The following is a 21,248-nucleotide window of genomic DNA, read 5'->3' as shown; positions in this document are numbered from 1 at the left end:
CCATTCCCGCCTTTTACTGCTTTAAAACTGCGCGCCTGTTGCCCTGCCCGCCATGCCGGTATAAAAAAGTACCGGCTACAGCGCAGACAAAGCCAAGACATATCGACACGCTAGGTTTAATGTAATTGCCCTGCGCTATGGTTAGCGCTGTCTGGCACCCAGCTCTTGATGAAAGACAGGACGTTCCAGACTTTGAAGTGTCCTAAAGGCAGTCCCCGTAATAAAAAGGAAACCCGCAGCGATGGCGTACTACCGCACTCCTCATGACGTTACCGCTCTGCCCGCCTGGCAAGCGCTTAATCAACACCGCCAAGCCATGCAGGATTTCAGCATGCGCGAAGCATTCAATGCCGATCCCCAGCGCTTTTCCCAATTCACCTTGAGCAGCTGCGGGCTTTTCCTCGATTACTCAAAAAACCTGATTACCAGCGAAACCCGCGACCTGCTCGTGGGCCTGGCCAATGAAGTCGGCCTTAAAGACGCGATCAACTCGCTGTACGCCGGCGAGCCCGTCAACTCCTCCGAAGGTCGCCCTGCCCTGCACACCGCCCTGCGTCGCCCGGTGGGTGACAAGCTGTCGGTCAACGGCGTGAACATCATGCCGGACGTGCACAAGGTGCTGAACCAGATCACTGACCTGGTCGGGCGCATCCACGATGGCCTGTGGCGCGGTTACACCGAAAAGCCGATCACTGACGTGGTTAACATCGGCATCGGTGGCTCGTTCCTCGGCCCGGAGCTGGTTTCTGAAGCGCTGTTGTCCTACGCCCATAAAGGCGTGCGCTGCCACTACCTGGCGAACATCGACGGCAGCGAGTTCCACGAGCTGACCATGAAGCTGCGCGCCGAGACCACGCTGTTTATCGTCTCGTCGAAATCCTTCAACACCCTCGAAACCCTGAAAAACGCCCAGGCCGCCCGCGCGTGGTACTTGGCCCAGGGGGGTTCGGAAGCCGAGCTGTACCGTCACTTCATCGCCGTATCCAGCAACAATGCGGCGGCTGTGGCCTTCGGTATCCGCGAAGAAAACATCTTCCCGATGTGGGACTGGGTGGGCGGTCGTTACTCGCTGTGGTCCGCCATCGGTTTGCCAATCGCTCTTGCGATCGGCATGTCCAACTTCAAGGAACTGCTGTCCGGTGCCTACACCATGGACCAGCACTTCCAGAATGCCCCGTTCGAACAGAATATGCCGGTGCTGCTTGGCCTGCTGGGCGTGTGGTATGGCAACTTCTGGGGCGCGCAGAGCCATGCGATCCTGCCGTACGACCACTACCTGCGAAACATCACCAAGCACTTGCAACAACTGGACATGGAATCCAACGGCAAGAGCGTGCGCCAGGACGGCACGCCCGTGTCCACCGACACCGGGCCTGTGATCTGGGGCGGCGTGGGCTGCAACGGTCAGCACGCTTATCACCAGTTGCTGCATCAAGGCACCCAACTGATCCCGGCCGACTTCATCGTGCCGATTGTCAGCTTCAACCCGGTTTCCGACCACCACCAGTGGCTGTACGCCAACTGCCTGTCTCAAAGCCAGGCGTTGATGCTCGGCAAGACCCGCAGCGAAGCCGAAGCCGAGCTGCGCGAGAAGGGCATTGCGGAAGCCGACGTGCAAAAGCTGGCGCCGCACAAGGTGATCCCGGGCAACCGTCCGAGCAACACCATCGTGGTTGAACGCATCAGCCCGCGTCGCTTGGGCGCACTGGTTGCCATGTATGAACACAAAGTGTTCGTGCAGAGCGTGGTCTGGGGCATCAACGCGTTCGACCAATGGGGCGTGGAGCTGGGCAAGGAACTGGGCAAAGGCGTCTACAACCGCCTGACCGGCGCTGAAGAAACCCTGGCTGACGATGCCTCGACTCAGGGCCTGATCAACTACTTCCGCGGTCGCCATCGCGGTTAAAGCCGGTACACCAGGGCCAACGTCCGTTTGGACGTTGGCCTTGAACCCTCAGCTCACTGAGTGCATCTTTATGACTTGTCGCCAAAACAAGAATAGGGACCGCTCATGTTCGATATCAGCACATTCCCCACCGCCGACGCCGTGCGCCGGGCTGCGCAACTCAGCCAAGAGGACTATCAGCGCCTCTACCGCCAATCCATCGAACAACCCGACACCTTCTGGGCCGAACAGGCCAAAGGTTTTCTGGACTGGACCAAACCCTGGCACACCGTTCAGCACTCGGACATCACCACAGGCGCCGCCCAATGGTTCGCTGGTGGCCAGCTGAATGTCAGCTACAACTGCATCGACCGTCATCTGGCGAAGCGCGCCAACCAGCCTGCCTTCATTTGGGAAGGCGATGATCCTGCAAATTCTTCCAAAATTTCCTACCGCCAACTTCATCAAAACGTCAGCCGCCTGGCCAATGTGCTGAAAAGCCGTGGTGTTAAAAAAGGCGACCGGGTGTGTATCTACATGCCGATGATCCCGGAAGCGGCCTACGCCATGCTCGCTTGTACGAGGATTGGCGCGGTGCATTCGGTGGTTTTTGGCGGTTTCTCACCGGACGCCCTGCGCGACCGCATCCTCGATGCTGACTGCCGCACCGTAATAACCGCCGATGAAGGCGTGCGCGGCGGCAAGCCAGTGGCCTTGAAACAGAATGTCGACAAGGCGCTGGCCAGTTGCCCGAACGTCAGCACAGTGCTGGTGGTGGAACGCACGGGTGCGGCTGTGAACTGGAACGAGGGCCGCGACCTCAAGTATCAACAGGCCCTGGACGCCGCCAGCGACGATTGCCCGCCCGAGCCGATGGACGCTGAAGACCCGCTGTTTATCCTCTACACCTCCGGCAGCACCGGCAAACCCAAAGGCGTGCTGCACACCACCGGCGGCTACCTGCTGCAAGCGGCGATGACCTTCAAGTACGTGCTCGACTACCGCGACGGCGAAGTGTTCTGGTGCACTGCCGACGTCGGCTGGGTCACCGGCCACAGCTATATCGTGTACGGCCCGCTGGCCAACGGCGCCACCTCGCTGATGTTCGAAGGCGTACCGAGCTACCCCGACAGCTCGCGCTTTTGGCAGGTGATCGATAAACATCAGGTGAATATCTTCTACACCGCGCCCACCGCGCTGCGCGCCCTGATGCGCGAAGGTCACGGCCCGCTGGAGAACACCTCTCGCGCCAGCCTGCGCTTGTTGGGCAGCGTCGGCGAACCGATCAACCCGGAAGCCTGGGACTGGTATTTCAATGCCGTTGGCGAGCAACGCTGCCCGATAGTGGACACGTGGTGGCAGACCGAAACCGGCGGCATCATGCTCAGCCCGCTGGTCAGCGCGACGCGCATCAAACCCGGCTGCGCAACTCAGCCCATGTTTGGCGTGCAGCCACTGTTGCTGGATGAGCAAGGCAACATCCTGCAGGGCGCCAGCAGTGGCGTGCTGGTGATCAAGGCCAGTTGGCCGGGGCAGATTCGCAGCGTGTATGGCGACCCGCAGCGCATGATCGACACCTATTTCAAACCCTACCCCGGTTACTACTTCACCGGTGACGGCGCCCGTCGCGATGAAGACGGCGACTACTGGATCACCGGGCGCATCGATGACGTGATCAACGTGTCCGGCCATCGCATCGGCACTGCCGAAGTGGAAAGCGCCCTGGTGCTGCATGATCAGATCGCCGAAGCCGCCGTGGTCGGTTACCCCCATGACGTCAAAGGCCAGGGCATTTATGCGTTCGTCACCCCCATGAACGGCGTCGAACCCAGCGATGAACTGAAAAAACACCTGCTGGAACTGGTCAGCAAGGAAATCGGCAGCTTTGCCAAGCCGGAGCTGATCCAATGGGCGCCTGCGCTGCCGAAAACCCGCTCGGGCAAAATCATGCGCAGAATCTTGCGCAAGATCGCCTGCAATGAACTGGACAGCCTCGGCGACACCTCGACGCTGGCCGACCCCAGCGTAGTAGACGGTTTGATCGACAAACGCCTGAACCGATAGGGCGACCAGGCCTGTTCGGGCCGGACTCGGTTTGTTGGCAAGTCCATGGTGACTTCAGCAGCATGCTCATCTGCAGCATCCTTGCCTTGATGCTAAAAGCCTTGCACCCGCTGGCCCTGGCCGGCGTGTGGTCGGCCATGCGCGGGATAGGGTTGATGTAGGCTTGCGCCCATAGCTGTTAAACTCCGCGCCCACCTTTACCCAGCAAAGCAAGGCGCGCTCCATGTCTCTCTTGAATCAGGCGCTGCGCGCCGCCCTCGATCATCGCCAAGACCTGATCAACGAGCTGCACGCCCAGGGCACCGACTGCTACCGGCTGTTCCACGGCAGCCAGGAAGGCATCGGCGGCCTGACGATCGACCGCTACGGCCCGCAACTGCTGGTGCAGAGTTTCCATCAGTCCCTGGAAACGGCGGACCTGCTGGACTTGCACCAATTGATCAACCAGTTCATGGGCCTGGAATTGCTGCTGGTCTACAACGACCGTGCCCGTGGCAACTCACGAATCGACCGTGAAGACACGGTATACCGCGCCGAACCTGCAGCGCTGGAAGACTTGGTTGGCCATGAATGGGGCCTCAATTACCGGGTGCGCGGGCGGCATGCCGGGCAAGACCCGCTGCTGTTTCTGGACCTGCGCAACACGCGCGGGTGGGTCAAGGAGCACAGCGCCGGCAAAAGCGTGCTGAACCTGTTCGCCTATACCTGTGGCGTAGGCTTGAGCGCCGCCGCGGGGGGCGCACGCGAGGTGTGCAACCTGGATTTTGCCGAGGGCAACCTAGCGGTCGGTCGCGAAAACGGCCTGCTGAACCCGCACTTGCCGGGCATGGAATTCGTGCAGTCCGATTACTTCCCTGCGATTCGCCAACTGGCGGGCCTGCCGATCACCCAGCGTCGTGGCCAGAAGCTGCCGAGCTATCCGCGTCTTGAGCAGCGCCAATATGACTTGGTATTGCTCGATCCACCGGCCTGGGCCAAGAGCGCCTTCGGCACCGTCGACCTGTTGCGCGACTATCAAAGTCTGCTCAAGCCCGCATTGCTCGCCACCGGCGACAACGGCGTGCTGATCTGCTGCAACAACCTGGCAAAAGTCAGCATGGATGACTGGCGCGAACAGGTACTGCGTTGCGCCGAAAAAGCCGGTCGCCCGGTTCGCGACTGGCAAATCATGACGCCGGGTGCCGACTTCCCGTCCCAGGATCAACAGCCACCGTTGAAGACCCTGATCCTGCAGTTGTAAGACTTGTCTCGAAAGGCCGGGTTCTTCGGAACCGAAAACCCGTGCCATACTCCAAGGCACTCTCGTTCGACATAGATGGCGTCACCCATGCCCAAAGGTTTGATTCGCGCCATCGGCGCATTGTTGACTGCTCTTGCGCTGTACAGCTTGCTGGGCTTTCTGATTTTGCCCGGCATTGCGCTTCGCATTGCCAACCAACAGTTGGCCAATTACGCCACCGTGCCCTCGCGCATCGAGCGTATCGAGCTCAACCCGTTCAGCCTGGAAGTGACGCTGTGGGGCCTGAAGATCGGCGAACCGGGCAAGGAACAAGTGGGCTTTGAGCGCCTCTATGCCAACCTGCAACTCGACAGCCTCTGGACCCGCGCCCTGCACTTGGCCGATGTGCAACTGGATCAACCCAAGACCGAAGTGTTGTTCAACAAGTCCGGCCAACTGAACCTTGCGCAGCTGTTCAAGCTGCCACCAAGTGAGCCGACCCCGGCCGATCCGAATGCCAAACCGTTCCCGCTGCGCATCGACAGCATCAAGCTCGCCGGCGGTTACGTGCACTTCCAGGACCTGCGCCCCAGCGAACCGATTGAATTTCTCTACGACAAACTCGACTTCGAGCTGAAAAACCTCAGCACCTTGCCCGAAGACAATGCCAACATGACCCTGGTGGCTGCTGGCCCTGCGGGCGGGCAGATCGACTGGAAAGGCAATTTCAGCCTGGTGCCGATCACCTCCGAGGGCACGCTGAAAGTCACCGACGGCAAGATGAAAGCCTGGTGGCCATATGTGCGCGACGCCCTGCCGCTGGTGCTGGAAGACGGTGTACTGAATTTCAGCACCGACTATAAATTCAGCCTGGCCAAAGAAACCGAGTTGAACCTGACCAATACCGCCGCCAGCATTGCGCCGTTTGCCATCAAGGCGCCGGATGGCCGGCCGCTGGTGCGCTTGGAGCGTCTGGACGTCAGCGACACCACGGTGGACCTCGCCAAGCAGCAGGTCGTAATCGGCAAGATTCGCAGCAACAAGCTGGAAACCTGGGCTGCGCGCGAAGCCGACGGCCAGCTGGATTGGCAGAAACTGTTTGCCAGCCAACCGAACAAATCCGCCAAGGCGCCGGAGCCCGCAACTGCGCCGGCTACCGCGGACTCCCCCAAACCCGCGCCCGCTGCGCCGAGCAAACCCTGGCAAGTGTTGCTCAAGGATGTGCAACTGCGTAACTATCAGGTTCACCTGGCCGACCGTCAGGCCAACCCCGCCGTGGAGCTGGAAGTCGGCCCGCTGAATGTCGACGTGCAGAACTTCGACAGCCTCAACGGCAGGCCCTTTACCCTGAAAGTCGATAGCGGCCTGGGTAAACAAGGCAAAATCCAGGCAACCGGAGAGGTCAATCTCAACCCGATCAGCGCCAAACTGAAAGTGAACACCCAAGACATCGACCTGCGGGTTGCACAATCCTACATCAGCCCGTTTATTCGTCTGGAACTGCGCAGCGGCATGTTGGGCAGCAACCTGGATGTGAACCTCAAAAGCACCGAGCCGTTGGCGTTTCAAGTCACCGGCCGCGCGCAGATCGACCAGTTGCATACCCTGGACACACTCAAGACCCGCGACTTCCTCAAGTGGCAGCGCCTGGTGCTGGAAGGCGTGAACTATCAGCACGGCGATAGCCTGTCGATCGACAAGGTCAACCTGCTGCAACCGTATGTGCGCTTCATGATCAACGACGACCGCACCACCAACGTCGATGACTTGCTGATTCCGCAACCTGCCGACAGTGGCGCCAAATCGGCCGCCAAACCCGCGCCGAGCAAAGACAAGCCACTGGGCATTCACGTCGGTCAGATTGCAATCAACGACGGCTCGGCCAACTTTGCCGACTTCAGCCTGACGCCGAACTTCGCGACGGCGATTCAGCAACTCAACGGGCAGATCGGCACCATTGACAGTCGCCAAGCCAAACCGGCCACCGTCGACATCAATGGCAAGGTGGATCGTTACGCGCCGGTGACCATCAAGGGCAGCGTGAACCCGTTCGACCCGATGGCTGCGCTGGATATCGCCACCAGCTTCAAGCGCGTCGAACTCACAAACCTGACGCCGTATTCAGGCAAGTTCGCCGGCTTCCGTATCCGCAAGGGACGTCTGAACCTCGACCTGCATTACGTGATCATCAAAGGCCAGCTGAAGGCTGAAAACAAAGTGGTGCTTGAACAGCTGCAACTCGGTGAGAAAGTCGACAGTGCCGATGCGGTGGACTTGCCCATTCGCTTGGCGATCGCCCTGCTCAAGGATTCTGATGGCAAAATTACCATTGAGCTACCGGTGACCGGTGACCTGAATAACCCACAATTCAGCGTGATGCCGATTGTGTGGCAGACCCTGCGCAACCTCGTGGCGCGCGCGGCCACTGCGCCGTTCAAGTTCATTGGCGGGCTGATTACCGGGGGTGGTTCGGAAGACCTCGGCAATGTGTCCTTCGCCGCTGGCTCCAGCGAGTTGAGCAAAGAAGCCCAAGGCGCCCTGGACACCCTGGCGAAGGCGCTGAAAGAGCGCCCTACCCTGCGCCTGGAAATCGAAGGCACTGCGGCTGCCAGCAGCGATGGGCCGTTCATCGCCAAGGATCGCCTTGAGCGTGAATACCAATACAACTACTACAAGATACTTCAGCGCCGTGGCGAAAAAGTCCCCGCCCAGGCGTCGTTGCTCGTAGTACCCGAGAAGGAAAAGGCGCCATTGCTGGAAGGCATCTACCGCACCCGACTGAAACAACAGCCACCGGCTGAGTGGAAAAACCTGAGCGACGACGAACGCGCCGCGAAGCTGCGTGATGGCGTGATCAAGTTCTGGAGCGCCAGTGACGTGCTGCTACGCCAGTTGGGCCAGGACCGTGCCAGTACCATCAAGGACTACATGGTAGACAAGGGCCAGTTGGCGGATGAGCGGGTGTACTTCATTGATGCCAACCTGGGACAGGCGCAGAAGGATGGTCGAGTGGTGACACCGATGCATCTGGATGCGGAGTGACGTCTGAGCGTGAGCTGACTTGTGTGGGAGCTGGCTTGCCTGCGATAGCATCACCGCAGTGAGACTGGTAGACCGAGGTGCCTGCATCGCAGGCAAGCCAGCTCCCACATGGGATCTCCATCTCCCATTCAAATGTATCCGGCCCACAATAGAACAGGCCCCGGCACAAGTGCCGGGGCCTGTAATGACCACATCCGTGTGGCCGGTCGCATGAACTCCTGAGGTGCTTGGGTGGAAAACTAACTCACCCTAAGCCGCCGCCATTTTGTTCAAACGAATGTTCAAGCATTACTCTGCTTTCAGGCCGTCAGCCGATACAGCTTTAACGCCTTTGATTTTCTTGGTGATCGCTACAGCAGTGGCTTTCTGCGCCTCAGTCACAGCGACAGTCGACGACAGCGAAACCACGCCTTTGTTGGTTTCTACTTTGATGTCGGTACCAGGAATGCCTTTCTCGGTAACCAGATCAGCTTTCACTTTAGTGGTGATCCAGGTATCGGAGGTTGCGCCTTTGGCGTCAGCAGCTGCGCCCTTGGTTTTGTCGACGTTATCAGCTTTGTATGCGCCGCCTGCGAGCAGGCTGTCAGCAGAAACAGCTTTCACGCCTTTGATTCGCTTGGTGATCGCCACAGCGGTTTCTTTTTGCGCGGCAGAGATTTTTACGTCAGAGGACAAGGTAACCACACCGTTGTTGGTTTCGACCTTGATGTCCGAACCAGGAATACCTTTTTCTGTCAGCAGGTCAGCTTTTACTTTTGTGGTGATCCAAGTGTCCGAAGTAGCTTCCTTGGCCTGAGTCACTTCGCCGGCTGCCAGAGTCATAGGTGCCTGGGAAGGTTGGGCGAAGGCAGCGTTAGCCATAGCCAGGGTCAGAGCGGTAGCAGTTGCAGTAGCGAGAGCGAACTTCTTCATGCGAGTAACTCCTGTTTTATTAAAAGTCTGCAGCGTGTTTACCTTGATGCTGCAGCGTTAACAGGGATATTGCAGGTGCTGTGCCAAGTCATCGATTCATATTTTATACTTATAAAACAAACACTTATAAATATCGCCGATTTTCGGAATCGTGCAACTTGCATGAAGGCTGTCGTGCCTGCATGCAACTTGCAGGTTTTGTAGATGGCTAAACGCCTGATTTCGCTTCACTTTCCGGCGCGCATAAAAAAAGGACCCCGAAGGGCCCTCTCTCTATCAGCGTAGAACTTGCGGGTAATTAAACGCCCGAAGCCTTGGCTGCTGCTACGTCCTTGATGGACAGCTTGATACGGCCGCGGTTGTCCACGTCCAGTACCAGCACTTCCACTTCCTGGCCTTCTTTCAGAATGTCAGTCACTTTCTCAACGCGAGCGTCGCTCAGCATGGAGATGTGAACCAGACCGTCTTTGCCAGGCAGGATGTTGACGAATGCGCCGAAGTCGACGATGCGCTCAACCTTACCCACGTAGATCTTGCCGATCTCGGCTTCAGCGGTGATGCCCAGAACGCGCTGACGTGCTGCTTCAGCCGCTTCCTTGGTTTCCCCGAAGATCTTGATCGAGCCGTCGTCTTCGATGTCGATCGAAGCTTTGGTCTCTTCGCAGATCGCACGGATAGTCGCGCCGCCTTTACCGATAACATCACGGATTTTGTCGGTGTCGATTTTCATCGCGATCATGGTCGGAGCATTTTCCGACAGTTCGGTACGGGACTGACCAATGATCTGGTTCATCTGACCGAGGATGTTCAGACGCGCTTCGAGGGCTTGGCCCAGAGCGATCTCCATGATTTCTTCGGTGATGCCCTTGATCTTGATGTCCATCTGCAGCGCGGTAACACCTTTGGCGGTACCGGCTACTTTGAAGTCCATGTCGCCCAGGTGGTCTTCGTCGCCCAGGATGTCGGTCAGGATGGCGAACTTCTCGCCTTCTTTAACCAGGCCCATGGCGATACCGGCAACCGGTGCCTTCATCGGCACACCAGCGTCCATGAGGGCCAGGGAAGCACCGCAAACGGAAGCCATGGAGCTGGAACCGTTGGACTCGGTGATTTCCGACACAACACGGATGGTGTACGGGAATACGTCGGCAGCAGGCAGCATGGCGGCAATCGAACGACGGGCCAGACGGCCGTGACCGATTTCGCGACGACCAGCGCCACCCATGCGACCACACTCACCTACCGAGAACGGAGGGAAGTTGTAGTGCAGCATGAACGGGTCTTTTTTCTCGCCTTCCAGGGTGTCCAGCAGCTGTGCGTCACGGGCAGTACCTAGGGTCGCGACTACCAGAGCCTGAGTTTCACCACGGGTGAACAGCGCCGAACCGTGAGTCTTCGGCAGAACGCCGACTTCGATGTTCAGCGGGCGTACGGTGCGGGTGTCGCGGCCGTCGATACGTGGCTTGCCGTTAACGATGTTTTCGCGAACGGTGCGGTATTCGATCTCGCCGAATGCCGCTTTGACTTCGCTGGAAGAAGGCTGGCCTTCTTCACCGGACAGCTTGGCAACAACCTGATCCTTCAACTCGCCCAGGCGAGCGTAACGGTCGGCCTTGACGGTGATGGCGTAAGCCTGGGAGATCGCATCGCCGAACTCGCCACGGATAGCGCCCAGCAAAGCGGTGGCTTCTGGCTGAGGAGCCCAGGTCCAGGTTGGCTTGGCAGCTTCGGCAGCCAGTTCTTTAACAGCGTTGATCACAACCTGGAACTCGTCGTGAGCAAACAGTACAGCGCCCAGCATCTGGTCTTCGGTCAGCTCTTTGGCTTCCGATTCAACCATCAATACAGCTTCCGAGGTACCGGCAACGACCATGTCCAGGCTCGACGCTTTCTGTTGCTCGTAAGTCGGGTTCAGCAGGTAGCCGGTGCTTTCGTGGAAGGCAACGCGGGCGGCGCCGATCGGGCCATCGAAAGGAATGCCGGAGATAGCCAGGGCAGCCGAAGTACCGATCATCGCAGCGATGTCCGGATCGGTTTTCTTGCTGGTGGAAACGACGGTGCAGACAACCTGCACTTCGTTCATGAAGCCTTCTGGGAACAGCGGACGGATCGGACGGTCGATCAGTCGGGAAGTCAGGGTTTCTTTCTCGGAAGGACGGCCTTCGCGCTTGAAGAAACCGCCAGGGATCTTACCGGCAGCGTAAGTCTTTTCCTGGTAGTGAACGGAAAGAGGGAAGAAGCCTTTGCTTGGGTCAGCGGTCTTGGCGCCAACCACGGTCACCAATACGGTAACGTCGTCGTCAACGGTGACCAGCACTGCGCCGGAGGCTTGACGGGCGATACGGCCTGTCTCGAGGGTAACGGTCGACTGACCGAACTGGAATTTTTTGATAACCGGGTTCACGGTGTCCTACCTTCTTTGTGGCTCTTGGGGAACTTGTCTTCTTGCGAAATTCTTGGGCAATGTCGGGAATCGGCCCGCCGCTTGTCCTGGGTAAAACGTGTATCCAGATAAAACTTGAGGCTGGGAGCCTGCCATGGGCCAGCGGGAATCCCACTGACACACGGCAAACAACCAACCTCTAGCGCAATCGCTTATTAGCGACGCAGACCCAGGCGACCGATCAGAGTCTGATAACGACCCAGATCCTTGCCTTTCAGGTAGTCCAGCAGCTTACGGCGCTGGTTTACCATGCGGATCAGACCACGACGGGAGTGGTGATCTTTACCGTTGGCCTTGAAGTGACCTTGCAGCTTGTTGATGTTGTGGGTCAGCAGTGCAACTTGCACTTCTGGCGAACCAGTGTCACCAACAGCTTGCTGATAGTCAGTTACGATTTGTGCTTTTTCTTGAACGTCGAGAGCCATGAGGCAATCCTTTTTTCAGGAAACCACCCAAAGGGCAGTTTCAACAGGCCAGGGACAAATCCCTGTATCTAAAAATGAGTGTTGACCATGCCTGTTAACAGCCACACTCGTTCCAATTTGCGTAAAAGCTACTGCGCTCGGTAATCCTGCGTCAAAAACAGGCTCGGAATGCTCATTAACAGCAGCTAACTCCGCTTCCTCGCCTGTTTTTTCCTTGTCTTACCTTCGCTCGCTACGCTTTTACCACAAACTGGTTCCGGTCATTCAGACCGAATCAGTCGACGCGGCGCAATACGCCCGTCTTCGCTCACTTCACCGATACCGATAAAGCGACCGTTATGATCCTGTACCCGCACCATGCCGAACTTCGGGGCATCCGGGGCGCGTACCGGCTGGCCGTTAAGCCAGTAGAACGCGCTGTGCTCCGAAAAGTGCAGCAATGGCCAATCGAGCAAACCGCTGTCCGAAGGCATCAGGAATCGATCAACTGCTTCATTGCCGCCTTCGGCGTGTACGGCTTCCAACTCTTCCAGCGTGACCGTCTGAGCCAGGCTGAAAGGGCCGGCCTGTGTGCGCCGCAGTTCTGCAACGTACGCACCGCAACCGAGCTGTTCACCAATATCTTCCACCAGGGTACGGATATAGGTGCCTTTGCTGCAGTCCACGGCCAAGCGTGCAGTGTCGCCTTCACAGGCAAGCAATTCCAAGCGCGCAATAGTAACAGAACGCGGTTCGCGCTCCACTACTTCACCCGCACGTGCCAGCTTGTAAAGAGGTTGCCCATCGCGCTTGAGAGCGGAGTACATCGGCGGTATCTGACTGATTTGCCCACGAAAACCGGGTAAAGCAGCTTCAATATCAGCACGACCAACGGTCACGTCGCGAACCTGCAAAACATCACCTTCGGCGTCGGCCGTGGTAGTGGTCTTGCCCAGTTGCATCAGGGTTTCGTAACCCTTGTCGGAATCGAGCAGGTATTGCGAGAACTTGGTGGCCTCACCGAAGCACAACGGCAACACGCCGGTGGCCAGGGGATCGAGGCTGCCGGTGTGCCCTGCCTTCTCGGCATTGAGCAGCCAGCGGACCTTCTGCAAAGCGGCATTGGAGGTAAAGCCAATGGGCTTGTCGAGCAGAATGATGCCACTGACATTGCGACGGATACGTTTGACCTGAGCCACCGCTTACTCCTTGGCGTCTTCAGGTGTGGACGGGTGCTGATTGTCTTCAGCCACGGCGCGCTCGATCAGTGCCGACAGGTGCGCACCGCGTACAACGCTTTCGTCGTAGTGGAAGTGCAACTGGGGAACACTGCGCAGCTTCATTTCGCGGGCCAACTGCATGCGCAGGAAGCCTGAAGCCGAGTTGAGCACCTTGATGCTTTGCGCGATTTCTTCGCTGTTGTCCTGACCCATCACGGTGATGAAGATTTTGGCGTGACCCACGTCACGGCTCACTTCAACGGCGGTAATGGTGACTAGGCCAACACGAGGATCTTTGACTTCGCGGCGGATCAGTTGAGCCAGCTCGCGCTGCATCTGATCGCCGATACGCTGGGTACGGCTGTATTCTTTTGCCATGTCTTGTTACCTGTTACTGCCACACGGTGAAACCCGTGGGGTCTGAAAGCGGCAAACGCCCGGCCTGACAAAAGCCAGACCGGGCGTTGCGTTTAGAGTCCGCACGCTGCGCGGGGCATTTGCATGCCCACACACTGCGTGGCTCCTGAAGTGCGCGAGTTAGAGGCTGCGAGCAACCTGAACCTTCTCGTAAACTTCGATCTTGTCGCCAGGCTTGACGTCGTTGTAGCTCTTGACGCCAATACCGCATTCCATGCCGGCACGTACTTCGGAAGCGTCATCCTTGAAGCGGCGCAGGGATTCCAGCTCGCCTTCGAAGATAACGATGTCTTCACGCAGTACACGGATTGGACGGTTACGGTGCACAACACCTTCGATAACCATGCAACCGGCGATCGCGCCGAATTTCGGCGAGCGGAACACGTCACGCACCTCGGCCACACCCAGGATGTTCTCCCGGACATCGCTGCCAAGCATGCCGGTGAGGGCTTTCTTGACGTCTTCGATGATGTCGTAGATGACGTTGTAGTAACGCATGTCCAGGCCTTCCTGCTCGACGATCTTCCGTGCGCCAGCATCGGCACGCACGTTGAAGCCGAACAGTACAGCGTTGGAAGCCAGTGCCAGGTTAGCGTCGGACTCGGTGATACCACCTACGCCGCCACCCACAACACGCACTTGCACTTCGTCGTTACCCAGGCCGTTCAAGGCGCCGTTCAACGCTTCGAGGGAACCACGGACGTCAGATTTGAGGACGATGTTAAGCGTCTTCTTCTCTGCCTGGCCCATGTTCTCGAAGATGTTTTCCAGCTTGCCGGCGTGAGCGCGAGCCAATTTGACTTCGCGGAACTTGCCTTGACGGAACAGAGCCACTTCACGGGCTTTCTTCTCGTCGGACAGCACGCTCATCTCGTCGCCAGCGTCCGGGGTACCGTCCAGGCCGAGGATCTCGACAGGGATGGAAGGACCGGCTTCTTTGATTGGCTTGCCGTTCTCGTCGAGCATGGCACGTACACGGCCATAGTTCGAACCGACCAACACCATGTCGCCTTGGCGCAGGGTACCGTCTTGAACCAGAACGGTTGCAACCGGGCCACGACCCTTGTCGAGACGCGATTCAACCACAACACCGCGACCAGGGGCCGATGGAGTTGCTTTCAGTTCGAGTACTTCAGCCTGCAGCAGGACCGCTTCGAGCAGTTCGTCTACACCAGTACCGACTTTCGCCGACACCGAGACGAATGGCGTATCACCGCCCCACTCTTCGGAGGTCACGCCGTGAACCGACAATTCGCTACGGATGCGATCGAGATCGGCGCCCGGCTTGTCGATCTTGTTCACTGCAACAACCAGTGGAACACCCGCAGCCTTGGCGTGCTGGACAGCTTCAATGGTCTGCGGCATCACGCCGTCGTCCGCTGCAACTACCAGGATCACGATGTCAGTCGCCTTGGCACCACGGGCACGCATTGCGGTAAACGCGGCGTGACCAGGGGTGTCGAGGAAAGTGACCATGCCGCGTTCGGTTTCAACGTGGTACGCACCGATGTGCTGAGTAATACCGCCGGCTTCGCCAGCAGCTACCTTGGCACGACGGATGTAGTCGAGCAGGGACGTTTTACCGTGGTCAACGTGGCCCATTACGGTCACAACTGGCGCGCGGGAGAACGTCTCACCTTCAAACTTCAGGGACTCGGCCAGGGAATCTTCCAGGGCGGTGTCGCTGACCAGGGTCACTTTGTGGCCCAGTTCTTCGGCTACCAGCTGAGCAGTTTCCTGATCAAGCACCTGGTTGATGGTCGCTGGAGTACCCAGTTTGAACATGAACTTGATGATTTCAGCTGCCTTGACCGACATCTGATTGGCGAGGTCGCCTACAGAGATGGTCTCGCCGATCTGCACATCACGCACGACAGGGCCGGTTGGGCTCTGGAAACCGTGGGCGTTGCGTTTTTTCAGCTTGGCCTTGCCGCGACCACCACGACGGAAGCTATCGCTTTCTTCGTCGGTAGTACGTGGGGCAACGCGTGGAGCAGGCGCTTTCTCTTTAACCGAAGCACGATGCGGAGCGTTTTTACGCTCGCCATCGCCGCTACCGCCACCACCACCGCGACGATTGTTATCGTCAGCACGTGGCTTGTCCGGACGACGAGGCTCTTCGCGCTTGCGGGCGTCAGCTGCAGGAGCAGGTGCAGCGGCAACCGGAGCGGCCTCACGCACAGCTTCAACAGGCGCGGCGACTGCTTCAGTAGCAGCAGTTTGCGTTGCAGCAGGCTGGCTGCGCGCGTCTTCTTCGGCGCGACGCTTGGTTTCTTCTTCAGCCTTCTGACGAGCAGCATTGTCTACTGCGCGACGTTCTTCCAGATCGCGTTTGCGCTCGGCTTCAATTTCTTCCGGGCTGCGCTGTACGAAGACTTTCTTCTTGCGTACTTCAACGCTGATGCTCTTGCTACCGGCAACACGCAGGGTGCTGGTAGTTTTGCGCTGCAATGTAATCTTGCGCGGTTCTTCCACTTTCGCCTTGTGGCTGCTCTTCAAGTGAGTCAGCAAAGACTGCTTCTCACTGTCGCTAACACCTTCATCGGCGCCGGTGTGCGGCAGACCTGCCTCACGCATCTGCTGCAACAGGCGCTCTACCGGTGTTTTGACCTCATCGGCCAGTTGTTTCACCGTGACTTGCGTCATGCACTTCTCTCCTCAGGCCGCGCCTAGTTACTCGAACCAATGGGCTCGGGCGGCCATGATCAACTTGCCGGCACGATCATCGTCAATGCCGTCGATGTCGAGCAGATCGTCAATAGACTGCTCGGCCAGGTCTTCGCGGGTAATTACGCCGCGCACCGCCAGTTCCATCGCCAAATCCTTGTCCATACCCTCAAGCGAGAGCAGGTCTTCGGCCGGATGGGCGTCTGCCAGCTTTTCCTCAGTAGCGATGGCTTTAGTCAACAAACGATCCTTGGCCCGAGCGCGAAGCTCGTTGACGGTGTCTTCGTCAAAGCCGTCGATGTTGAGCATTTCTTCCAACGGTACGTAGGCAATCTCTTCCAGGCTGGTGAAGCCTTCATCTACCAGCACCTGTGCCAGGTCTTCATCGACTTCCAACTCGTCGATAAAGTTGCGCAGGATGTCACCGGTTTCAGCTTGCTGCTTAGCCTGGATGTCCGATTCGGTCATCACGTTCAGGGTCCAACCGGTCAGTTGGCTGGCCAGACGCACGTTCTGACCACCACGACCAATGGCCTGAGCCAGATTGTCTGCGCCAACGGCGATGTCCATTGCATGGGCATCTTCGTCAACGATAATTGCCGCCACTTCAGCTGGCGACATGGCGTTGATCACAAACTGCGCCGGGTTATCGTCCCACAGCACGATATCCACACGCTCACCGCCCAATTCGCCCGACACGGCCTGGACGCGCGAACCGCGCATACCAATACAAGCGCCCTGCGGGTCAATACGTTTGTCCTTGGAGCGGACCGCGATCTTGGCGCGCGAACCCGGGTCGCGGGACGCAGCCATGACTTCGATCAGGCCTTCGGCGATCTCCGGCACTTCGATACGGAACAGCTCGATCAGCATTTCCGGCGCAGTACGCGACAGGATCAACTGAGGGCCGCGGTTCTCGGTGCGGATTTCCTTGAGCAGCGCACGCAGACGCACGCCAACCCGGAAGGTTTCGCGAGAAATGATGTCTTCGCGGGCCAGCAACGCTTCGGCGTTGTTGCCCAGGTCAACGATCACGTTGTCGCGGGTAACTTTTTTCACGGTGCCGGAGATGATTTCACCCAGGCGCTCGCGATAGGCGTCAACGACTTGAGCGCGCTCAGCTTCGCGAACCTTCTGCACAATGACCTGCTTGGCGGTCTGTGCAGCAATACGGCCGAACTCGATCGATTCGATCTTTTCTTCGACAACATCACCAACGTTGGCGCCCGGGTGCGTTTCGGCAACCTTGCTTGGCCACGTTTCGATGGCCGGATCATCAAGATCGGCTTCTTCGACGACCGTCCAGCGACGGAAAGTCTCATAGGCACCGGTGTGGCGGTTGATTTCCACACGCAGATCAACTTCGTCTTCAAAACGCTTTTTGGTAGCAGTGGCCAAAGCCAGCTCCAGCGCTTCAAAAATCACGTTTGCCGGTACGCCCTTTTCATTGGATACCGACTCAACAACCAGCAGTACTTCTTTGCTCATCGTACGCCTCGCCTTTCGCAAGCCATTGGATCCGCGGGATCCGCGTCTCAGCCAAAACTGGGAATAATGTTGGCCTTGTCGATCATATCGATCGGCAACAGGAACTCATGGTCTTCCACTTGCACCACAACGTCCTGCTCTTCTACACCGCGCAGAAGGCCCTGAAAATTGCGTCGCCCTTCGAACGGGGATCGCAACTTGATCTTCACTTGTTCACCGGCAAATTTTGCAAACTGATCAATAGTGAACAGTGGGCGTTCCATGCCTGGCGAGGAAACTTCGAGGGTGTATTCAACGGAGATTGGATCTTCAACATCCAGGACACCGCTGATCTGACGGCTGACAATAGCGCAGTCGTCCACCAGCACACCGCCCTCTTTATCGATATAAACGCGCAACATTGAGTGGCGACCTTGAGCCGAAAACTCAATACCCCAGCATTCATAGCCTAGGGCCACGACCACCGGGGCCAGCAAGGCCTGCAACTCTTCTAGCTTGCTCGACACCTGAACCCCCTCGTGCATGTATGTGCATGCTGTGCAAAATAAAAAAATGGGCGAAACGCCCATCCTTGAAACGCCGTCGAACAGCGGCGTTGAAAGTGTCCAGCTAACAAAAAGCCCCTTAAAAGGGGCTCCGCTAAAACTGGTTGCGGGGGCCGGATTTGAACCGACGACCTTCGGGTTATGAGCCCGACGAGCTACCAGACTGCTCCACCCCGCGACAAAGCTGGGGCGGAAGTATACGACCGATCCCTTACAGGGTCAATGTAACCTTCCACCTACAAGAAAGCCCGCAACAGCGGGCTCTCCTGATAATTGGTACCGAGAAGGGGACTCGAACCCCTACACCCTATGGGCACAACCACCTCAAGGTTGCGTGTCTACCAATTCCACCACCTCGGCAATACAGCGCTTACAACCCTTCTTACTTCTGCTCTTGAGCTGGAGGTACGTCAGTCGCTGGAGTAGCCGACTTTTGCTCTTGAAGCACCGGGACATCATCAGAAGCCGGTTTTGCTTTTGGAACTTCCAACACTGCTGGGTTTGGCAAACCTACTTGAGTCAGCACATGAGCTTTCTCTTTAGCAAAGTAACCTAACCCCAAGCTGGTTATGAAGAAACCGGCGGCAAGTATAGCAGTAAACTTACTAAGAAAGGTAGAGGAACCTTGGCTTCCGAATACAGTATTTGAAGCACCTGCACCGAAAGACGCACCAGCATCCGCACCTTTACCCTGCTGCAGCAAAACCAGGGCAACTACGCCCAGGGCAGCCAACAGATGAAAAACGACTACGACTGTTTCCAGCATTTTTTCAGTTTCCCGCGGCGCGACAGATCGCACCGAACTCATCTGCATTCAGGGAAGCTCCACCAATGAGCCCCCCATCGATATCCGGCATGCCGAACAGTTCGACCGCATTGGCCGCCTTCACGCTGCCGCCGTATAGAAGCCGCACACCTTGTGCGACCTCAGAATTCTCTGCCGCCAACTGCGCGCGGATGGCTGCGTGCACATCCTGCGCCTGTTGCGGTGTAGCAGTCAGCCCGGTACCAATGGCCCAGACCGGCTCGTAAGCAATTACTGCCTTTGCAAACGCACCAACACCCAGCTCTTCGATGATGCTGCCCAGCTGACGCGAGACAACTTCAAGGGTTTTGCCGGCTTCCCGCTGCTCAAGGGTTTCCCCTATGCACAATACCGGGATCAGGCCACAAGCCTGTGCCGCTGCGAACTTGCGGTTGAGTGTCCCATCACGCTCGCCCATCATCTGACGGCGCTCGGAGTGCCCGACGAGCACATAGGAACAACCTGCATCAACCAGCTGACTCGGCGAAATTTCGCCAGTCAACGCACCTTGCATCGGCTCCACCGCAGAGTTCTGCGCGCCGACCTGGATCGACTTACCTTCCAAGCCATCAACCACTTGGCTGATATGCAAGCAAGGCGGGAAAACCGCTACATCAACACCGCCAGGCAGTGCCAAGTGACGAAGGCCATTGATCAGCTCAGCGACACTGGCGCGGGTACCGTGCATCTTCCAGTTACCAGCTACCATAGTGCGACGCATGCTGTACCCCGTCGGTCAAAGTGGGCGCAGATGTTACCCAACCACATCACCACTGGCAAGCCGAATTCAGGCGCAAACTTCAGTTACCAGTTTTGCGAGGTCTTCGGCATGGCCGCGGACCTGTGTTTCGTCGTCACCTTCGACCATGACGCGTACCAAAGGCTCCGTACCGGACTTGCGCAACAGCACACGGCCACGCCCCGCCATTGCTTGGGTTACGCGCTCGCAGGCCTCTTTGACAGCCGGGTGATCAATCGGGTTTTCGCCACCGCCAAACCGTACATTCAACAATACCTGCGGGCACTTGCGCAGCGCCTGACGCGCCTGAGCAAGGCTTTCATTACGACGGCGCAAGGCCAGCAACACCTGCAGCGCAGCGATAATTGCGTCGCCCGTGGTGGTGTGCTGGAAGCAGACGATATGCCCCGAGTTCTCGCCACCTACCTGCCAATTGCGCTCCAGCAGCTCGGCGATCACGTAACGGTCACCCACGTTGGCACGAACAAACGGAATGCCAAGGTCCGCCAACGCCAACTCAAGACCCAGATTGCTCATCAGCGTACCAACGACTCCGCCTTGCAGCTTGTCACGCTCATGCAGGTCGCGAGCGATGATGAACAACAGGTCATCACCATCCACCACAGCACCGGTGTGATCGACCATCAGAACGCGATCACCATCACCGTCGAAGGCAATACCCAGGTCGGCATGCTCGGCAAGCACAGCCGCCTGCAACTGCTCCATATGCGTGGAGCCACAGTTCTCGTTGATGTTCAGGCCATTCGGCTGAGCCGACAGCACGGTGACTTGTGCGCCCAACTCCTTGAAGACACTTGGGGCCACCTTGTAGGTTGCGCCATGCGCGCAGTCGACAATTACCTTCAACCCGGCAAAGTTGGTGCTGGACGGCACGCTGCTTTTGCAGAACTCGATGTAACGGCCAGACGCATCGTTGATGCGCGACACCTTGCCCAGCTTGCTGGACTCAACCACCGTCATCGGCGCATCCAGCAGTTCTTCGATCATCAACTCGATCTCGTCCGGCAGCTTGGTGCCCTGGCCCGAGAAAAATTTGATGCCATTATCATCATGCGGGTTATGCGAGGCACTGATCACGATACCGGCTTCAGCGTGAAACGTACGCGTCAGGTAGGCGATAGCAGGCGTAGGCATTGGGCCCAGCAACATTACGTCAGCACCGGCGGCAGACAAACCAGCCTCCAGTGCGGACTCGAACATATACCCGGAAATACGCGTGTCCTTGCCTACCAGGATGCGGCACGCGCCCATGCTGCGGAACGCCATACCTGCCGCCCAACCCAGCTTGAGCATGAAATCGGGGGTAATCGGGAATTCGCCGACCCGACCGCGGATACCGTCGGTGCCAAAATATTTTTTAGTCATAAGTGCTCCATC

The 21,248-nt window shown here is 57.9% G+C and carries 15 protein-coding genes, 2 tRNA genes and 1 pseudogene; 5 read left to right on the top strand and 13 right to left on the bottom strand.

The window, feature by feature from the left end; genetic code table 11:
- The first annotated feature begins 241 nt into the window (after window positions 1-241).
- The 5 genes and pseudogenes from pgi to Q7C20_RS03360 all read left to right on the top strand — a co-directional run bounded on the left by pgi (window position 242) and on the right by Q7C20_RS03360 (window position 8,210).
- On the top strand, window positions 242-1,906 hold the full coding sequence (gene pgi, locus Q7C20_RS03380) for a glucose-6-phosphate isomerase (RefSeq protein WP_348057740.1): 1,665 nt from the start codon (window positions 242-244) through the stop codon (window positions 1,904-1,906).
- Between the two features lie 105 nt (window positions 1,907-2,011).
- Entirely contained in the window at window positions 2,012-3,949 is a 1,938-nt protein-coding gene (gene acs / locus Q7C20_RS03375; protein ID WP_375065378.1) for an acetate--CoA ligase, read from the top strand.
- Window positions 3,943-4,080, top strand: a pseudogene (locus tag Q7C20_RS03370) (oxygenase MpaB family protein); the annotation flags it as partial. The gene acs and the pseudogene Q7C20_RS03370, both read left to right, overlap by 7 nt.
- Before the next feature lie 92 nt (window positions 4,081-4,172).
- Window positions 4,173-5,189, top strand: a complete 1,017-nt coding sequence (locus Q7C20_RS03365) for a class I SAM-dependent rRNA methyltransferase (RefSeq protein WP_375065376.1) — start codon at window positions 4,173-4,175, stop codon at window positions 5,187-5,189.
- Window positions 5,190-5,276: 87 nt separating this feature from the next.
- The gene (locus tag Q7C20_RS03360) at window positions 5,277-8,210 is read left to right on the top strand and encodes a DUF748 domain-containing protein (protein ID WP_375065374.1); all 2,934 of its coding nucleotides are present in this window, start codon (window positions 5,277-5,279) and stop codon (window positions 8,208-8,210) included.
- Window positions 8,211-8,498: 288 nt separating this feature from the next.
- Here the strand turns inward: Q7C20_RS03360 and Q7C20_RS03355 are convergent, their stop codons facing one another.
- From Q7C20_RS03355 to glmM, 13 genes are all read right to left on the bottom strand, one after another.
- Window positions 8,499-9,122 carry a BON domain-containing protein gene (locus tag Q7C20_RS03355; RefSeq protein WP_348057748.1) on the bottom strand — a complete coding sequence of 208 codons (624 nt, stop codon included), beginning with the start codon at window positions 9,120-9,122 and terminating at the stop codon, window positions 8,499-8,501.
- 298 nt (window positions 9,123-9,420) lie between these two features.
- Window positions 9,421-11,526 carry a polyribonucleotide nucleotidyltransferase gene (gene pnp, locus Q7C20_RS03350; RefSeq protein ID WP_375065371.1) on the bottom strand — a complete coding sequence of 702 codons (2,106 nt, stop codon included), beginning with the start codon at window positions 11,524-11,526 and terminating at the stop codon, window positions 9,421-9,423.
- Between the two features lie 194 nt (window positions 11,527-11,720).
- Window positions 11,721-11,990 (bottom strand): 30S ribosomal protein S15, encoded by a 270-nt coding sequence (gene rpsO, locus Q7C20_RS03345; protein ID WP_049711494.1) that lies wholly within the window; start codon window positions 11,988-11,990, stop codon window positions 11,721-11,723.
- A 260-nt stretch (window positions 11,991-12,250) separates the two neighbouring features.
- A complete protein-coding gene (gene truB, locus Q7C20_RS03340; RefSeq protein ID WP_003235022.1) occupies window positions 12,251-13,168 on the bottom strand; it encodes a tRNA pseudouridine(55) synthase TruB in 918 nt (305 codons plus the stop codon).
- A gap of 3 nt (window positions 13,169-13,171) precedes the next feature.
- Window positions 13,172-13,567 (bottom strand): 30S ribosome-binding factor RbfA, encoded by a 396-nt coding sequence (gene rbfA, locus Q7C20_RS03335; protein ID WP_375065367.1) that lies wholly within the window; start codon window positions 13,565-13,567, stop codon window positions 13,172-13,174.
- Between the two features lie 159 nt (window positions 13,568-13,726).
- Entirely contained in the window at window positions 13,727-16,252 is a 2,526-nt protein-coding gene (gene infB / locus Q7C20_RS03330) for a translation initiation factor IF-2 (protein ID WP_375065365.1), read from the bottom strand.
- 27 nt (window positions 16,253-16,279) lie between these two features.
- Complete coding sequence (gene nusA, locus Q7C20_RS03325) at window positions 16,280-17,761, bottom strand: transcription termination factor NusA (RefSeq protein ID WP_078739144.1); 1,482 nt, start codon at window positions 17,759-17,761, stop codon at window positions 16,280-16,282.
- A gap of 47 nt (window positions 17,762-17,808) precedes the next feature.
- Window positions 17,809-18,267 carry a ribosome maturation factor RimP gene (rimP, locus tag Q7C20_RS03320; RefSeq protein ID WP_158287963.1) on the bottom strand — a complete coding sequence of 153 codons (459 nt, stop codon included), beginning with the start codon at window positions 18,265-18,267 and terminating at the stop codon, window positions 17,809-17,811.
- 140 nt (window positions 18,268-18,407) lie between these two features.
- Window positions 18,408-18,484: transfer RNA gene (locus Q7C20_RS03315), tRNA-Met, on the bottom strand.
- 96 nt (window positions 18,485-18,580) lie between these two features.
- Window positions 18,581-18,666: transfer RNA gene (locus tag Q7C20_RS03310), tRNA-Leu, on the bottom strand.
- A 22-nt stretch (window positions 18,667-18,688) separates the two neighbouring features.
- Entirely contained in the window at window positions 18,689-19,072 is a 384-nt protein-coding gene (secG, locus tag Q7C20_RS03305; protein ID WP_010206600.1) for a preprotein translocase subunit SecG, read from the bottom strand.
- A gap of 4 nt (window positions 19,073-19,076) precedes the next feature.
- Complete coding sequence (gene tpiA, locus Q7C20_RS03300) at window positions 19,077-19,832, bottom strand: triose-phosphate isomerase (protein ID WP_375065362.1); 756 nt, start codon at window positions 19,830-19,832, stop codon at window positions 19,077-19,079.
- Between the two features lie 66 nt (window positions 19,833-19,898).
- Window positions 19,899-21,236: a phosphoglucosamine mutase gene (gene glmM, locus Q7C20_RS03295; protein ID WP_348057075.1), complete on the bottom strand. Its 1,338-nt coding sequence runs from the start codon at window positions 21,234-21,236 to the stop codon at window positions 19,899-19,901.
- Window positions 21,237-21,248: the final 12 nt, after the last annotated feature.

The sequence above is a fragment of the Pseudomonas sp. AMR01 genome (assembly GCF_041946035.1).
In the GTDB taxonomy this organism is placed as follows: domain Bacteria; phylum Pseudomonadota; class Gammaproteobacteria; order Pseudomonadales; family Pseudomonadaceae; genus Aquipseudomonas; species Aquipseudomonas antarctica_B.
This window is presented reverse-complemented; position numbering and strand designations above follow the sequence as displayed.

Excerpts from the sequence above, each read along its gene's own strand:
- pgi (WP_348057740.1), top strand. The coding sequence starts at position 242 with ATGGCGTACTACCGCACTCCTCATGACGTTACCGCTCTGCCCGCCTGG.
- acs (WP_375065378.1), top strand. The coding sequence starts at position 2,012 with ATGTTCGATATCAGCACATTCCCCACCGCCGACGCCGTGCGCCGGGCT.
- Q7C20_RS03365 (WP_375065376.1), top strand. The coding sequence starts at position 4,173 with ATGTCTCTCTTGAATCAGGCGCTGCGCGCCGCCCTCGATCATCGCCAA.
- Q7C20_RS03360 (WP_375065374.1), top strand. The coding sequence starts at position 5,277 with ATGCCCAAAGGTTTGATTCGCGCCATCGGCGCATTGTTGACTGCTCTT.
- Q7C20_RS03355 (WP_348057748.1), bottom strand. The coding sequence starts at position 9,122 with ATGAAGAAGTTCGCTCTCGCTACTGCAACTGCTACCGCTCTGACCCTG.
- rpsO (WP_049711494.1), bottom strand. The coding sequence starts at position 11,990 with ATGGCTCTCGACGTTCAAGAAAAAGCACAAATCGTAACTGACTATCAG.
- rbfA (WP_375065367.1), bottom strand. The coding sequence starts at position 13,567 with ATGGCAAAAGAATACAGCCGTACCCAGCGTATCGGCGATCAGATGCAG.
- infB (WP_375065365.1), bottom strand. The coding sequence starts at position 16,252 with ATGACGCAAGTCACGGTGAAACAACTGGCCGATGAGGTCAAAACACCG.
- nusA (WP_078739144.1), bottom strand. The coding sequence starts at position 17,761 with ATGAGCAAAGAAGTACTGCTGGTTGTTGAGTCGGTATCCAATGAAAAG.
- secG (WP_010206600.1), bottom strand. The coding sequence starts at position 19,072 with ATGCTGGAAACAGTCGTAGTCGTTTTTCATCTGTTGGCTGCCCTGGGC.
- tpiA (WP_375065362.1), bottom strand. The coding sequence starts at position 19,832 with ATGCGTCGCACTATGGTAGCTGGTAACTGGAAGATGCACGGTACCCGC.
- glmM (WP_348057075.1), bottom strand. The coding sequence starts at position 21,236 with ATGACTAAAAAATATTTTGGCACCGACGGTATCCGCGGTCGGGTCGGC.